Source organism: Ruegeria sp. CG4, assembly GCF_056537185.1.
Map to the genome: position 1 here is coordinate 21,055 of NZ_JBQFRB010000016.1, position 14,025 is coordinate 35,079.

Below are 14,025 nucleotides of genomic sequence, written 5' to 3' on the forward strand. Positions count from 1 at the left end.
TATGGTCCAAGCGCGAGAAAACCCAATGTCAGAACACAAGCTGCTTCGGTCGAAACTTGGGTTTTCACGGTGCTTCCCCAAGCTTGGAACACTAGCTTCTTTTGCAAGCGCTACTGTTGCATTTCTTGCATGGATCGAGCTCGCCCACGCCGAGAGTCCCGGTTTGACTCTCATCGACTCCTTCAAGGTGGCGGATAAATCGGAAGGCTTCTCGGAGCCTTCCGGATTGTCTCTGTCCAACGCGGAAGGCTTCTTATGGTCAGTAAGCGACGCTGAACCTAAACTGCACCTACTTGGAATCGACGGGGCATTAGGAAACTCATTCAAGCTGCCTTCATTGGCGGGATCAGATCTGGAGGGCGTCGCATCACGAAAAGATGGGTCTGTTTTAGTACTTCAGGAAACTGATCGATCAATTCTAGTCGTTCACCCGACAGACCCCATTCAACTAACTACAATCCCTCTCACATCTCTCACGGGCTACTCGGACGCCTCTGAATTTCTCGTCGGCAACCCTTTGAACAAGGGACCCGAAGGCATCGCCGTTGACCCGGAATCTGGGCGGGTCTTTGTTGGCATTGAGGGACAACCAAGGTTGTTAATGGTGTTATCGCCAGAACTAGACGAAATTGTTGAGATTATTCCTTTAGCCCGCGATGCAGGTTTTATCTCCGAACGTGTAGATGATAATGAACTGGATTTGAGTGGCCTGGCATGGTCTCGGTCCTCGCGTTCACTTTGGATTGTGAGTGACAAAAGCCGTCAGATCTTCGTCTACAATCCAAAATCCAAGTCAGTAAAGTCTATCAGTTTGACGTTCTCAGAAGATGGCAAACAAAAGGAAGTTAAACATCCCGAAGGGATCGCTCTCGATGAGACCAAAGGGCTTCTCTACATCCTGACAGACGATGCCAAGAAATCGCGGCTCTATGTTTTTAATATCCCCAAATTTTGATCGCTGGGGAATGAAGCTCACATCGCCACAATAGCTTCCGCAAGTTGTTGCAGCTAGATTACTACTCCTCTTCGTTGGTGCGCCCTAATCAGAACCGAACACTTAAGTTTGCACCGAGGCCATGCTCTTGGCCGTTGGAGCGAACTGAATAGCCATATCCTGCCGTTAGTCTGGCCAGATCAGAGATCTGATACCCTAGCCCCAGGCCAAGAACGAAGCCATTTGCTCCTCGGTTTTGACCGACTTGCGTGAACGTGCCAAATATCGGGCTTGTTACAGTGATTTCGTGCTCACTGTCTTTGTTGGCAAAGAAGTCATATTCATACCGGGCAAAGGCGATTGGTGTTAGCAAACCATTCTCTGTCAAGAAGTCCCGTTGGTAGTCAAACCCAATGGAAGCGACCAGAGACTCTGCATCCGCTTTTTCAATTGAGTAGTTGAAGTCACCACCGCCAGTCTCTGTGCCTGAACCTTGTTGAATACGCCCGTAGTTCAATCCAAAAACCGTAGAAACCCTTGCACCGCTGTCCAGGTTAAACAACTTCCGTGCCTGGATACCGGCGTGGATTCCCTCTTGGTCCAAATCGGACTTTGCCTCGCCTCCGGTAAAGCCATCAACAGAAGGGTTATTCCGCTTGGCGTCGGTTTCACCGAACATGTAACCGATCAGTCCGGAGAACTCCCAAGTTCCGGTTGTTGTACGCCCATAGACGCCCACATGATAGCTGTCGGTCGAAAAGTCCTGATTGACTTGATCGTGTTCATCCATGGAGGATGTCCCAAAACCTGCGTACACGCCTACCACACCTCTATCGGTGCTTGCGACATCCGCTCCGACCAAAATGGTGCCCAGCGAATAGTCGAATGTCCCAAGGCCATTGCTTCCATCAACGTCCCCGCTCACATAGGCCGTGTCGATCCACCAGCGCCGATCAGAGCAGTCTATTGCGCCACTAGGGCTCTGGGCCGAGTCGATGTCGCCTGCTGCAACGGGTTGATCCGCGTTGCTGAAGCCAACCGCTTGATACTTGCGGCAGTCAGCGTGGCTCAGCACTGTGTTGGTTATCAGGTCAAGTTGCTCCAACCCAACGGTCAAATTGGAGGAATAGGGTTCTGCGTGCACACGATTAAACCCAGCTAAACCTGAATTGGTGAGCGTGTTAACGGTATTACCCAGGGTAGAGCCGTTGGTCAGGTTGGTTCCAGGTGACGTGTTTGTGGTGTTGGCCACCGCTCCAGCAAGGTTGCTTGCATTGGGAGATCCAACAACTGCTGGATGCTGCGGTAAGCTCGAGACAGGGAGGGTCGAAAACGCAATATCAATTCTACCGTCCGCGGTTGGCGTGTTTGAGATACTCAGACTGGATAGGGCGGGCAATGATCCTCCGGCAACAAGAGTTGGGGAGTTTCCATCGAAACTCGAGGCTTGAAAAACCGTGTAGTCGTTGCCAGCAGCATAGTCCTGCGTAGTCAGGCCGGGACGAGCGGCTTCGACTTGTATAGTGGCGCGGTTAATCCCTATAACGGGCCCGCTGGATGACACCAAATCGGCTTTCTGACCGGCCGTCGGATCGACTTCACTTAAGATCCTTGACCCAGTTTCAAAGGCGATACCGCCACTATTGTTAAGCGTACCAATTGAAAAGCCCGGCGAAAGCACCCCTCCGTTCTTAACTGTGAAGTTGAATGCGTTCACGGTTCCCGTTCCGGCCAGCGTGCCAAAATTCTCAAAGTTTACGGTGTTCAAACTGCTTGCTGCATCGAGCCGAACGGTCGTGCCTGCCGCTATCGCCATGTCACTGGTTGAAGAAATCGAACTGTTCGTCAGTGTGAAATCAGAAGCCTCAGCAACCCGCGTCTGAATATAGTAGGCCCCAAAAACCACTTCAGTAGCACCCATAACAGTAAGGTTGTCGTACGTTAACGGTCGGTCTGACTGGAAGTAGACTTCAGTGGGGTCGATATTCGCGCCGTTGAAGGGAGCGAACGTCATTGATCTGCCGGAACCAATCGAAGTTCCAATGAGGTTCACTCTGAGCTTCCCGTTGATGTTTGTTGCCAACGCTTCCCGGGATACAAAGTCTCCGCTACCCGCCGCGACATCAACATTCAGAAGAGTTAACACAGAAGCATTGCTTGGGACGGTATTTTGGCCCGGAACATACAACTCAATTTCACCTGAGGACGTAATTGAGGAATTTCCAATTGTAAGTCCTGTAATGGGTCCGTTTGGGATCGGGAGACACGTGCGTTCCGTCGTTGAGATTGTTTGATTAACGCGAGTGCTTTCAGATCCAGAAGCATACTCTATTCGAGGAGACCCCAATTCTACGCAGGCCTGTGAGCTTTGGGCTTGTACTTTGGTTGGCGACATCAAATAAGCCAAAATTACGAATGAGATATTCGCCAGAGTGATGAGCTGAGCAATTCGACTTAGTGGGAACGGCCTATTGTTTGTCACCAACTTTCTCCTCTCGCGGTACAAGCGAAGCTACCTCAACTTAGGACTGGAAAAACAAAGTTTATCTTTTTGGATTTTTTGTTGTGGCATATGAGCAAACTCACAACACGGGAAGGTCTGCCCAATGCAGACCTGCTCGTGCAATTACTGCGAGGCAAGACAAGCCGGGTTTTGCATTCCGACCATACCCACCTTTGCGTAGAAGCAGTCGCAAAAGGTCAAGCCTTGAAACGATTTTCCCGAGCTTGACGGGCGCTGAACAGCGCCATTGAGTATAGGCATGGATCATTGGATTTCGGAGTCGATAGCTAAGATCAATGCAGATGCTCACCGCTCTGCCGATACGCACCTTTTCAAGCTAGTAGGCCAAAACTTCTGGACCGAGATTGATCTGATCGAGGGCGCGTTCCTTATTCAGAAACTCGACGAAACCAATTTGAAGTTTGAGTTTTAGAGTTTGCCAATTTTCGACAATATCTGAAAGCTGGTTGACTGACACCAAGAGAATGAAACAATAAACTGAGCAATGACACGGAGTACGAAGATACTGTTGGCGCTCACCGTATTGACGGTGGGGTTATGCATGTTCCTAGCGGGACGTGCGGTCGAACGTTACCAATATTAGGAGGCCTGCCTAGACTTGGGCGGAGGTCGCCATCCTGGAGATTACCCGATTTGCGTTTTGGAACAGCGTTCTAACTGACGGACGCGTCTCAGTCACGCCGCGATTGGAACAAAGAAGCTACGAGCACAACGATGCCAATTGCTGCGAGAATGAAAGTCAGCGGCAAAAAGAAGCTTTCTTGCAGAACGCCGTTTGGGTCGACACCGCCATAAAACAGATGCTCTGAAAGCCCACTTAGTGCTGCAAGGAAAAGGATGACGATACCAAAAAGGCGAAGTTTGGTCATGTCAGGTCTCCTAGGGAATGGACCAATAGTTAGCATCGTTTTTCATACCTGTGCATTGAGGAACCTAATTCTTCAATACCTTGATTGCATCGCAATCCAGCCGTCGGCGCGTATAATGCGAATATGACAAGAGATATTGAAGCTAACGCTAAAACAATCGCTGATGCCCTGACCTCTGCTCAGCAGATAACTAAACTGTCTTCAGATGCAGTACCGCTGACTCTGGATGACGCTTATTCGATTGCAAGTCGCGTCCGAGAGCTACAGGGCAAAAAGAGAGTTGGCCGGAAGGTCGGCTTCACGAACCGCGCGATTTGGCCTGTTTACGATGTAGATCAACCCATTTGGGGAGAGGTCCACGCAGATGGGCTGTTTTCGACTGATCAGCCGGTAAACTTGGCAAGGTATTCAGAACCGAGAATCGAGCCAGAAATCGTACTTGGTCTTGGCTATACGCCGACGGCTGAAATGAACAATGAGCAATTGGCAGGTTGCGTAGAGTGGGTTGCTCCAGGATTTGAAATTGTTCAATCGATTTATCCCAACTGGAAATTCTCGGTCGAAGACTCAATCGCAGCACAAGGATTGCACGGCTGCCTTGTTCTTGGCGACAAAATCGCGGCGACGCATGATGTCTTGACCGGCTTGGCCGAAGTGCCTCTAGCATTGTTCAAGGGCACCGAGGCTATCGAGTCCGGCAAGGGTGAAAACGCGCTCGGTGGCCCAATTGAAGTCCTGGCTCATCTTGTTTCTCTGCTCTCAGACGCCGACCGGCTTCAAGGAGGCGAGCTAGTCACAACTGGTACTTTGACAGACGCATGGCCAGTGTTTCCGGGCGAACAATGGTCAGCGGGCTTTGGTGGTGTCATGGACACCGAGCTGTCGGTGCGATTTACATGAGGCTGTAATAGAGTTGTGACGCCTACTTCACCAAAGAAAAGTTACTCTCAATAGCTGGGCGCGATAGTCTTCCACTGATTTCATCAATTCTGGAATGCAAATTATACGATGCTATCCAAATCAGATTACATGATGTTTCTCAGGCACCCCGCCTGGCTATGGATCAAGAAACACGCCAGGCATCTGCTGCCGCCGATTGACCCTTCATTGCAAGCGCGTTTTGACGAGGGGCACGCGTTTGAGCCATATGCTGAGGAGCTATTTGGTGATCTCGTTCGCCTCGGTTTTTCAGATTTTTCAGAATACCAGGCTCTGCCCGCGCGTACTTTGGAGGCTTGGAGAAACGGTGCAAACGCCGTGGCGCAGGGACGCTATGAAGATGGAACCATAACTTGCATCTCCGACATCGTGAGCCGCAGTGACGATGGGTACGTTCTGACAGAGATCAAGAGCGGGACATCTGCAAAGCCCGAACACACTTTTGATCTCGCATTCCAGCGTGTCGTACTTGAGGCAGCGGGGTTCCCCATTGCGCGCTGCGAAGTGGCACATGTGAACCGTGATTACGTCAGAAACGGCGAAATCAATCCGCAAGAGCTTGTCAGCATCACTGACATCACGGATGCGGTGACTGAGCAGCTCGAAAAAACACGCACGCGTATCGATCAGGCATTGAGCGTCGTTGCCAGCGGAACGATGCCTGATCCGTCCCCCGAACGTGCGCGCCTTAAATCCTATGGTGAATGGCTGGAGATCCGCGAAAAACTCGACCCACCTCTCGCGCATGACAGTATCCACCGCCTTCCGTTCATGAATGCGGAAAAAGCCTCGGAACTCATCTCAGACGGGATCACAAAGATTGACGAGATCAGTGATCCATCTGTGTTAGGCAAGTCGACACAGCGCTACTTGAGAGCAGTGGCGAACGGTGAACGCACAATCGATCATCAGGAGTTAAGCAGGTTTCTGAGCGAGATTGTCTATCCGGTTCACTATTTTGACTACGAGACGTCTCAGAGTTTGCTGCCACCCTGGGACGGAACGCGTCCCTATCAGCAAGTGGCTTTCCAGTATTCCTTGCATATCCAGCATGAGCCTGGCGGAGAAATTGAGCACAGGGAGTATCTCCACCGAGACGCCAGTAACCCAATGCCAGCCTTGCTGAAAAGGCTTCGTGAGGACATAGGAAACGTTGGCTCTGTAGTGGTTTGGTATGCTGTGTTCGAGAAATCGCGCAATACGGAAATGGCGGAAACTTATCCAGAGCATGCAGAGTTCTTGGAAGGCCTAAACGCCCGCGTTGTAGATCTTATGAAGCCGTTTGCGGATGAAGTGATCAACGATCCCGCGTTTAAGGGAAGCGCCTCTATCAAGGCCGTTCTTCCAGCGTTTTTGCCAGAACTTTCATACGATGATCTGGACATCAAAGAGGGGGCGAGCGCGTCTCGCCTTTGGAAGGACGTAACACTGACCGAACCGGATGATCCAGCGCGCGAGAAGGTCTATTCTGGTCTTGTGGCGTATTGCACGCGCGACACCTGGGCGATGGTCGAAATTCATCGGGAATTGCTGGCGATGTGAGGTGTGCCGCGAACCTCAAAACAACTGGCGGTGCTGCTACCCTACGAGACTAGGCGATTTGCCGGAGTTACGGCGCCCCCAAGACTTAATCTTGCCAATCCAGCCGATACAAAACGTGGTGACCGCGTAGACCTTTCAGGAGTCTGGGTTCTATTTCAGAAAAAGAGAAATCGGTTCGTCCTCCGACCATGGCGCGAGTCGCATCTGAAACAAGTATCTCGCCCGCCGCACCAACGGTCGTTATGCGTGACGCTTTATTGACCACCGTACCGAAAAAATCTCCACGAGATTGCACGACATCACCAGTATGAATCCCAATCCGAACACCGAAAGATGGCTCTGCGGATGCCGATGCAATGGCCCCCTGAATCTTGATAGCGGCCGCTAGTGCTTCTTTCGCGGACGGAAAGACGGACAACGTTCCATCTCCAAGGGATTTCACGAACTGGCCATGATACTTTTCAATGATCGCCGCCAAGACTTGGAAGTGGTTTTCGATCAGCACCGACCAACGCTGATCGCCCAACGCCTCCGCCAACGTTGTGCTGCCCTCCACATCAGTGAAAAGTACCGAAGCCAAACCTTCGGTTTGGATCAGCTCGGGTCCATCTTCGCGCGCAGCATCAACCAGTTTTTGGATGGCCAGCTGCTCTTTACCCACGAGTTCAATATTTGGAGTTGGCACTGAAGCGTGGCGATTGATGATCTTCCAGGCTGCTCCCTCCAGGACAAAAATCAGAACGGTGCGGTAAAAGACGGCTTCATCAAAGCCGACAAACTGAATCTTGTGGACGAAGGATGACCATCCCGTCTCTCCGTTTTCGAAGGCCTCAGCTTCAACTTCTTCGAAAACGACGGGTGCCGGGATCTCCGCGAAAAAGCCGCTAACCCCATCGCGAACTGCTTGCCCGCTCCAAAACTCACCTTCTCCTGTCCCAACGAACCGTAGTTCATCTGCTTTCGACAGAAAATCCTGCAACTCGTCAGTATTCTTCTTGGTTCTGAGTATTTCATACCAACGCCTCGAAACCGCCAGCAGCTCAGGTGAGGAACGTGTCATCACAAATGACTCGAGACGCTAAATGGAATGAGGCTTACAAGGTCTTGCAACCGGGATCTCCATTTTTCGAAAGTTGCAGGTCAATGCTGCCGCTGAGGTTTGGTCAGATCAAGACTTTTGTATTTCTCCAGAACGGAGCGCATAAGACGCAGATCAAAAGACGCACGTCGGTTCAGAGCGAACTATCGACGGAGTTTCTGAGTTCGAGTCCGGATCACAGGGTATCGAATCGTTTCGCTGTCGGAGAGCTACTCGACGCTGTACTGACCCGCAAAATAAGATGCATGAGTGTATCGGGCACACGCTAAGCTAGAAGGTTCCCAGAACTACGCGGTGAAACTCGAAGTGCAGCAAGCGCCGTCTTGACATGGCTATGCGAACTGGTTCAGCTTGCGGTCATGACGTACACACGCATCCACTGCCATCGAATATCGGCCTGAGGTCGATAACCCACGCGAAATCCGTGGGAGGCAGCATTGGTATGCGGGCGAGGCTTATATCCTTGTAATTGCTCCAGATTAGAGTGCACGAGTCGGTTCGATTCCGACGCCTCCTACCATCCTCAGGAGGTGTCCGACATGGCGGGCGACGTCACGAACGCAATTGATTTCAAAGACATCAAACAATCGGTCGAGGAGAGCCTCGGACGCACACCCGAAGGCTGGTCTGGCTTGCCAGATCTCGAGAGGGGTCTTCCATCTCAACAAGACCAAGTTCTGGAGAATGTGACTGATGGATGATGTCGAAAAGAGCTGGAAGGAATTCCGGGAAAAGGTCCGAGGTGTGATCGAGGACCATGGAGCGCCAGATGATCTCCGATCTTTTGACGTCTGGTACAGCGAGGAGATGCGGTTGGTGATGGCGCACAACTACCCAGCTCCGCACGTCTCTGACGTCACATGGTCGACCGAGGGTCTGTACGTCGAGTGTGATGACCTCGAAGTGGTCGACCGTATGATGACTGCTATGGCGGAGGTTTTACACGATCTCAATGAGGCGCGGGCCCGGAGGTCAGTGATGAGCAGTGTTGTCGACTGGAATGATATTCATGGAAGCGTCTTTAAGCAGCTTGGTGAGCATCGTGCCGGGTGGGCGGAGCAGCTTACGCTTGCACTTGAGAAAGTGAAGAGGTTGATCGACGAGCAGCCCGAGCTGTTTGGCGATGAACGCCCGTCCATCGTTCAGATCAAACAGAAATGGGGAGGCTTGCGCGTCTATGAGGGCCCGGGCTGCAACCAGGCTACGAGTGAAGAGATTCAATGGCGTGTCGATCAGATTGAGCAAACTTGTGAAGGTTGTTCTAATTCTGCCCAACGCCAGAACATCCTTGGGTATGTGACGACACTTTGCAGCTGGTGCTACAACGATGCTCTGCGGCGGCGATTTGAGGGCGCCGAAGAATCCTGGCCCGACAGCCTGAAGCTGGACATTGTGGAAAACTATCCAGACCTCGTTTCTCGGGATTGCACATATCTTGTTCCTGCTGTCGGAAAGGGCTGGCTCGTCTTGATTTCGCAAGCACTCCACAAGCTTTCCTTCAGTCAGGACTTCAGGGCACTGGACCCTGGAACTATTCAGATTTCGGACATTAAGAAAGGCCAGGATGGCAAGATTTGCATCGGTTTCAGTCGATACCACGATCTCATTCAGGAGTACGCTGTCTGGATGGAATTTCGATGCGGTGTGACGTGTGAAGAGTGTGGCCGCGTTGGTGACATCGTTCGGACAGCCGACGGGTCTCAAGTACTCTGTTCTCACTGTTACTGTACTCGGGAGAAGTCTGATGGGTGATGACGACGACGTTGAGCTGGATGAACAAACCTTGCGTTTGCTTAGACTTCGGGAGGCTGAAATTGCGGCCGGTCGAGCAAAACTAACCAAGCCGATTACCTCGGATGAGATCCGGTCGCGAAAGGTGCCTGATCCGAAGGGTAAGCCAGATGAGTGACATGACTACAGAAGAGGAAATCCCAATTTTCGTAATCTGCGAGACTTCGGTGAACGGCCAACTTCGAGAGATTGAAGGAAAACAGATCACCGTAAAACCAAACAAGATCTTAGTTTTATCGATCAGTGTCGAGGATGTTGAGCGATGATAGATGATTTTTCAGAAGAAGATATCTTCGGGCGCCCGTTACAGGATGTTCCTCTAAATGACTTGATCGCAGAGTTGCAAGCTCGTCGCAAAGAGGGTCCGGACGTCTGGCTTGCATTGCGCAAAATGATTTTCGAGCAAATCGCCGATTTTGCACAGCGTCCGGCCGACGCGCCCAAATGGCGGGATGAATGGGTCAAAGAGAACACCTGGGGTCTAGTGACTGACGACGATGATGTCGAGATCACTGATGGTAGCGGCAACGTGTTCGACGACCTCGGGATCGAAGACCCAAGGAAGAAGACTTAGTGATGCGGGCGGAGCCTATCAGCTTGATCTTATCCGCCGTGATCATTGTCGCGTTGACGATCTACGTCAGACACATCGTCCACACTGCTGGAAAAGATCGCGAAGTCGATCCAGAGCGAGTTCAAAGGATAATGCGAGATCTAGACTACAGCCACCTGGACCGAGTGATGAACCGGCGAAGGAAGAGGTAGTGGGATGTTGAAGGTGGTTGTCTATGTTGGTGATCAAGAGGTCGCCCGAGCTGTGGCTGAGAACGATTCAGAACTCGCGGACGTGTCTGATTACAATATTCGAATGAACGAACGGGCCGCTGAACAGCTGGGCATTCAAGAAAAAGGTCTGGGCGGCCAGATTGAAGGCCACCCTCGAAGTCAGACGGTCTGGGCGCTCGTCCGCAAGATCGCAGACCTTTGGCTTGCGGGGACCGGCGCGGGCGAAGAAAGCGTTGAGGCAGAGCTGCTGCCGATGATCCGCAAGTCTATCCGCGAACTAGATGAGAGGGTCGAAAAGGAATCGAACCAGAGCGAAGATTGGAATGCTGTGATCAAGCAGATTTCTGATGACGAGCCGTATTCCCTAGGCTTCTACGCAGACAAATTTGAGTCGTGGACAGCGGACGAGATTGAAGCTCTTCGATGTGATGTGGTTGAGACAGCCACAGAGGAAGAACTAATGGCCGAGGTCGAACGCCGGCGAAGAGCTGGTCTACTGCCCAAGGAGGCCTCGAATGATGGCTTCTCAGATATGGTTGATGATCTCTGGGGCAAACTCGATACAGACCCAGACCGCTAGTACAGCGTACCTGCCGCCCTTAACCAATATTTGACATAAGAAGTCTATGGCGACTGTCGTCGTAGTAGTGCGTGCTTCTTCTAAGCGCCTCTCCTGCTAGGAACCAAAGCGCCACGGATAAGCATTTCCCCAGCACTGCTCTGCGGAACTATGTACCACCAGTCTCTACTATGAGCATGGTTGACCGCAACCAGCCCGAAGCGGACATTGGCGACGAAACTTAGCAATACCATTTAAGCAACTTTGCTGTGTATTGCATGTCCAAGTCGAACAACAAATTTTGACATAAGCGCCCGATGGCATCAGGCATCCATCATATGCTCGACCAACGAGGTCAATTGTTTGTCATCATATCCATCCTCCCACGCCGCTCTTGTACGGTCATGCATAATTCGGATTTGCCCCTAGACGCTATGAAGCAAACTATCCGAGCCGCATTTTTGTCCAGAATTTAAGAAGCCAATCTTTTCCTCGCTCTGTCTCATGAGCCAATCGGTCTTAGTGTCGCCGTTCGCGCCATTACATCTACGACTGGAGGCAGCCCAAAGCGGAGCTGTCGTTCTAAAAGTAGGGATTGGCCGCTAGCGCGCAATGAATATGTGGCAATGAAAGATCGACCAAGTAGACGACGGGTCCGTTCGGGCCGCCAAATCCTTTCTTGATAAAAGCCTCAACAAAAAGGTACGCGAAGGGGTCGGTAAATCCGGCCCATTATTCCGTCTTGTTCAAATCGCCAGTTGTCAGGATCGCGCCGGCCTGAAGATCTTCGGCGTCCAGCATCGTTGCAACCCTTTCGAGCGCGGCAACAAGCATTGCCTGCTCCCAGTCCTCCATCTGCTTGAACCGTTGCACATAGAGCTGTTGCAGGGGATCAGGGGCGTCCTCAAGAGTTTGCCGCCCTTGATCCGTGATCAGGATATTGGTCTGCCGTCGGTCGGTCATGGATTTCTCGCGCACAACCATGCCGCCCGAAGCCAGCTTGTCCACCAGCGCTGTGACAGTGGCCTGGCTGACATGCATACGCATTGAAATTGCTTTGGCCGTGGTTTGCCCGGTCTCGCCAATCACTTGCAGCACACGAAGCTGGACCGCGGTCAGCCCGGCGGATTGCGCCAGTTCCCGGCCGGACATCTCGGTGGCGCGCAGGATTCGGCGCAGGGCGACAAGGCTGCTGTCGATACGATCCATGTATCTACTCCGCATTCGAATGGAGTGAGATTGTCAAAATTGTATTGATTGCTCAAGCGTTAACGGAGCGCAATATAATTAGCCTTGCAAATTAAAATATCGCAAAAATAGCTATATTTATGACGTTTCGGTAGAATTTTGCTTCGCCTTTTGAAGTTTTGATGCCGCTGTGTTACTTAGCTAATCAAAGTTTATTGATGGAGCAGTACATGCAGCATTCTTTGGAGTTGTTCGAACAACCTATTCCGGTTTTGCGTCCCCCTTTGCCGGAAGACGGTGCAGCTGTGTCTTTGCTGGCCAGTACCGGGGATCAGCAAGCTATTGGTGATCTGCTTGGTGAACTGGCGGCGTTTGATGACTACAAAGAATTCTCGGTTATTGCAGAACTGGATGGAGACCTGGTCGGCGCGATACTGGCTTATGTTCTGCCATATGACCCGGAAACCCTGTTTATCTGGCGGGTCGGCGTTTCAGAGGGTGAGGCGGACAAGGGTCTTGCGTCGCTGATGCTGGGGCAGGTGATGCGTCGGGACGTCTGCACCGATGTCACCCGTGTTCAGACTGTGATTACGTCCAGCGACGAGTGCACCTGGGCTTTGTTCCGCAGGTTTGCGCGGTGGCAGCGGTCCCGGATGGATATCCAACCCTTCATCACGCAGGCGCTGACCCCATATCGCCGTCATGAAAACAGCAATCTTGTGACGATCCGTCTTGCGGATCGTAGCGAACTCGCGGCCTGACCGCGCCACAACATTTTCAACCAAAGTGAGAGAGCAGAATGAACGTAGCCACGACTATATCAAACGACACCTCATACTACGGTGATGAAGCGGCAACTCTGGGCGACCGGATCGTCGCCGCGCGCGAAGCCGTTGGATACTCGCAAAAGAAGCTTGCCAGTCGCCTGGGCGTCAAACTGAAGACCGTACAGGGATGGGAAGAAGACCGTGCCGAGCCACGTGCAAACAAGGCGCAGATGATGTCCGGCATTCTTGGGGTCTCTCTGGTTTGGCTTCTGAGCGGTGAGGGGGAAGGTGTGCTTGAACCAACCGATACCACTTCCGGATCGGAGGATATTCAAGGCATCCTTGATGAAATTCGGAGCCTCCGGACGGATATGACTCAGACCACCCGCAGGCTGAGCACTGTTGAAAAACGCCTGCGCGCCAGACTTTGACATCTGCGCAAATGCGAACTTCAGGCATGACCTATGGCCATGCCTCAAACGACAATAACAGGGAGCAGATGATGACAGGACCGGATCCCAGCCTTGTGTCCGTTGATCCGGCGCAAGGCGCCCGTTCGGACACCAATTCCGAGCCCGTGGCTACACCGCTTGAAGTCCGCGAAAAGGCCGGATTGACCGTGGCGGAAATGGCCGAACTTATCGGGATGAGCGAGCTCGGTTACAAACTGTGGGAGAACGGAGCCCGCCGCCCCGGAGGACCTGCGTTTAAGCTCCTCGCGCTACTGGATGCCCATCCGAAAGAAACAGTTACTCGACTTCGACAACAGATTTGAACGATACCCGTGCGGTTCGCTTCGTTTTGCTTGCCAGCCGTGGACACGATTGGTCTCGTTGTCAGGCTAGGAACAGAACTCAAATTTACTTTGGCAATGGGCCGATCACACTGCGGTATCAATGTGCCCAGAATTCCTGTCTCACCATTGTGCCCTAGTGCCCGAAATTGGCCTTTGAAGCAGACTTTCAGCGCAATGCGTGCGTGCAGCTGCACTGAGCATCACAGAACTCAGTTTCTGCCAGTTCGTCAA

General features: G+C 52.0%; 16 protein-coding genes and 1 tRNA gene. 13 read left to right on the forward strand and 4 right to left on the reverse strand.

Going from position 1 to position 14,025, the window contains the following annotated elements; translation table 11 throughout:
• Positions 1-25 precede the first annotated feature (25 nt).
• Entirely contained in the window at positions 26-955 is a 930-nt protein-coding gene (locus tag ACR0J2_RS23595; RefSeq protein WP_171676891.1) for an SdiA-regulated domain-containing protein, read from the forward strand.
• A gap of 88 nt (positions 956-1,043) precedes the next feature.
• On the opposite strand, the gene ACR0J2_RS23600 is transcribed toward ACR0J2_RS23595, so the two are convergent.
• Positions 1,044-3,122: an autotransporter family protein gene (locus ACR0J2_RS23600; RefSeq protein ID WP_480814071.1), complete on the reverse strand. Its 2,079-nt coding sequence runs from the start codon at positions 3,120-3,122 to the stop codon at positions 1,044-1,046.
• Positions 3,123-3,696: 574 nt separating this feature from the next.
• On the opposite strand from ACR0J2_RS23600, the gene ACR0J2_RS23605 reads away from it, so the two are divergent.
• On the forward strand, positions 3,697-3,870 hold the full coding sequence (locus tag ACR0J2_RS23605; RefSeq protein WP_480602540.1) for a hypothetical protein: 174 nt from the start codon (positions 3,697-3,699) through the stop codon (positions 3,868-3,870).
• Between the two features lie 259 nt (positions 3,871-4,129).
• Here ACR0J2_RS23605 and ACR0J2_RS23610 read toward each other — a convergent pair whose 3' ends face one another.
• Positions 4,130-4,327: a DUF3955 domain-containing protein gene (locus tag ACR0J2_RS23610; protein ID WP_170657922.1), complete on the reverse strand. Its 198-nt coding sequence runs from the start codon at positions 4,325-4,327 to the stop codon at positions 4,130-4,132.
• 123 nt (positions 4,328-4,450) lie between these two features.
• On the opposite strand from ACR0J2_RS23610, the gene ACR0J2_RS23615 reads away from it, so the two are divergent.
• Positions 4,451-5,227: a 2-keto-4-pentenoate hydratase gene (locus ACR0J2_RS23615; protein WP_480490771.1), complete on the forward strand. Its 777-nt coding sequence runs from the start codon at positions 4,451-4,453 to the stop codon at positions 5,225-5,227.
• A gap of 129 nt (positions 5,228-5,356) precedes the next feature.
• Positions 5,357-6,808, forward strand: coding sequence for a DUF2779 domain-containing protein (locus ACR0J2_RS23620; protein ID WP_480814072.1), 1,452 nt, complete (start codon positions 5,357-5,359; stop codon positions 6,806-6,808).
• An 85-nt stretch (positions 6,809-6,893) separates the two neighbouring features.
• Here the strand turns inward: ACR0J2_RS23620 and ACR0J2_RS23625 are convergent, their stop codons facing one another.
• Complete coding sequence (locus tag ACR0J2_RS23625; RefSeq protein ID WP_480814073.1) at positions 6,894-7,868, reverse strand: adenylate/guanylate cyclase domain-containing protein; 975 nt, start codon at positions 7,866-7,868, stop codon at positions 6,894-6,896.
• 465 nt (positions 7,869-8,333) lie between these two features.
• On the opposite strand from ACR0J2_RS23625, the gene ACR0J2_RS23630 reads away from it, so the two are divergent.
• From ACR0J2_RS23630 to ACR0J2_RS23655, 6 genes are all read left to right on the forward strand, one after another.
• Positions 8,334-8,427, forward strand: a tRNA-OTHER gene (locus ACR0J2_RS23630).
• Positions 8,428-8,446: 19 nt separating this feature from the next.
• The gene (locus ACR0J2_RS23635) at positions 8,447-8,608 is read left to right on the forward strand and encodes a hypothetical protein (RefSeq protein WP_170517544.1); all 162 of its coding nucleotides are present in this window, start codon (positions 8,447-8,449) and stop codon (positions 8,606-8,608) included.
• Positions 8,601-9,659 (forward strand): hypothetical protein, encoded by a 1,059-nt coding sequence (locus tag ACR0J2_RS23640; RefSeq protein WP_480814074.1) that lies wholly within the window; start codon positions 8,601-8,603, stop codon positions 9,657-9,659. The genes ACR0J2_RS23635 and ACR0J2_RS23640 overlap by 8 nt, the downstream gene beginning before the upstream one ends.
• Positions 9,652-9,816 (forward strand): hypothetical protein, encoded by a 165-nt coding sequence (locus tag ACR0J2_RS23645; RefSeq protein WP_170334772.1) that lies wholly within the window; start codon positions 9,652-9,654, stop codon positions 9,814-9,816. The genes ACR0J2_RS23640 and ACR0J2_RS23645 overlap by 8 nt, the downstream gene beginning before the upstream one ends.
• A gap of 144 nt (positions 9,817-9,960) precedes the next feature.
• Positions 9,961-10,272, forward strand: a complete 312-nt coding sequence (locus tag ACR0J2_RS23650) for a hypothetical protein (RefSeq protein WP_170334771.1) — start codon at positions 9,961-9,963, stop codon at positions 10,270-10,272.
• Positions 10,273-10,467: 195 nt separating this feature from the next.
• Complete coding sequence (locus ACR0J2_RS23655) at positions 10,468-11,064, forward strand: hypothetical protein (RefSeq protein WP_480814075.1); 597 nt, start codon at positions 10,468-10,470, stop codon at positions 11,062-11,064.
• Positions 11,065-11,775: 711 nt separating this feature from the next.
• On the opposite strand, the gene ACR0J2_RS23660 is transcribed toward ACR0J2_RS23655, so the two are convergent.
• Positions 11,776-12,252, reverse strand: coding sequence for a MarR family transcriptional regulator (locus ACR0J2_RS23660; RefSeq protein WP_170613983.1), 477 nt, complete (start codon positions 12,250-12,252; stop codon positions 11,776-11,778).
• 209 nt (positions 12,253-12,461) lie between these two features.
• Between ACR0J2_RS23660 and ACR0J2_RS23665 the strand changes: the two genes are divergently transcribed.
• The 3 genes from ACR0J2_RS23665 to ACR0J2_RS23675 all read left to right on the forward strand — a co-directional run bounded on the left by ACR0J2_RS23665 (position 12,462) and on the right by ACR0J2_RS23675 (position 13,773).
• On the forward strand, positions 12,462-12,992 hold the full coding sequence (locus tag ACR0J2_RS23665; protein ID WP_170613982.1) for a GNAT family N-acetyltransferase: 531 nt from the start codon (positions 12,462-12,464) through the stop codon (positions 12,990-12,992).
• 38 nt (positions 12,993-13,030) lie between these two features.
• Positions 13,031-13,429: a helix-turn-helix domain-containing protein gene (locus ACR0J2_RS23670; protein WP_170613981.1), complete on the forward strand. Its 399-nt coding sequence runs from the start codon at positions 13,031-13,033 to the stop codon at positions 13,427-13,429.
• A 71-nt stretch (positions 13,430-13,500) separates the two neighbouring features.
• On the forward strand, positions 13,501-13,773 hold the full coding sequence (locus ACR0J2_RS23675; RefSeq protein ID WP_170613980.1) for a helix-turn-helix domain-containing protein: 273 nt from the start codon (positions 13,501-13,503) through the stop codon (positions 13,771-13,773).
• The last annotated feature ends 252 nt before the right edge of the window (positions 13,774-14,025 follow it).

Coding starts and splice junctions, on each gene's coding strand:
- ACR0J2_RS23595 (WP_171676891.1), top strand. CDS start 26: ATGTCAGAACACAAGCTGCTTCGGTCGAAACTTGGGTTTTCACGGTGC.
- ACR0J2_RS23605 (WP_480602540.1), top strand. CDS start 3,697: ATGGATCATTGGATTTCGGAGTCGATAGCTAAGATCAATGCAGATGCT.
- ACR0J2_RS23610 (WP_170657922.1), bottom strand. CDS start 4,327: ATGACCAAACTTCGCCTTTTTGGTATCGTCATCCTTTTCCTTGCAGCA.
- ACR0J2_RS23615 (WP_480490771.1), top strand. CDS start 4,451: ATGACAAGAGATATTGAAGCTAACGCTAAAACAATCGCTGATGCCCTG.
- ACR0J2_RS23620 (WP_480814072.1), top strand. CDS start 5,357: ATGATGTTTCTCAGGCACCCCGCCTGGCTATGGATCAAGAAACACGCC.
- ACR0J2_RS23625 (WP_480814073.1), bottom strand. CDS start 7,868: ATGACACGTTCCTCACCTGAGCTGCTGGCGGTTTCGAGGCGTTGGTAT.
- ACR0J2_RS23635 (WP_170517544.1), top strand. CDS start 8,447: ATGGCGGGCGACGTCACGAACGCAATTGATTTCAAAGACATCAAACAA.
- ACR0J2_RS23640 (WP_480814074.1), top strand. CDS start 8,601: ATGGATGATGTCGAAAAGAGCTGGAAGGAATTCCGGGAAAAGGTCCGA.
- ACR0J2_RS23645 (WP_170334772.1), top strand. CDS start 9,652: ATGGGTGATGACGACGACGTTGAGCTGGATGAACAAACCTTGCGTTTG.
- ACR0J2_RS23650 (WP_170334771.1), top strand. CDS start 9,961: ATGATAGATGATTTTTCAGAAGAAGATATCTTCGGGCGCCCGTTACAG.
- ACR0J2_RS23655 (WP_480814075.1), top strand. CDS start 10,468: ATGTTGAAGGTGGTTGTCTATGTTGGTGATCAAGAGGTCGCCCGAGCT.
- ACR0J2_RS23660 (WP_170613983.1), bottom strand. CDS start 12,252: ATGGATCGTATCGACAGCAGCCTTGTCGCCCTGCGCCGAATCCTGCGC.
- ACR0J2_RS23665 (WP_170613982.1), top strand. CDS start 12,462: ATGCAGCATTCTTTGGAGTTGTTCGAACAACCTATTCCGGTTTTGCGT.
- ACR0J2_RS23670 (WP_170613981.1), top strand. CDS start 13,031: ATGAACGTAGCCACGACTATATCAAACGACACCTCATACTACGGTGAT.
- ACR0J2_RS23675 (WP_170613980.1), top strand. CDS start 13,501: ATGACAGGACCGGATCCCAGCCTTGTGTCCGTTGATCCGGCGCAAGGC.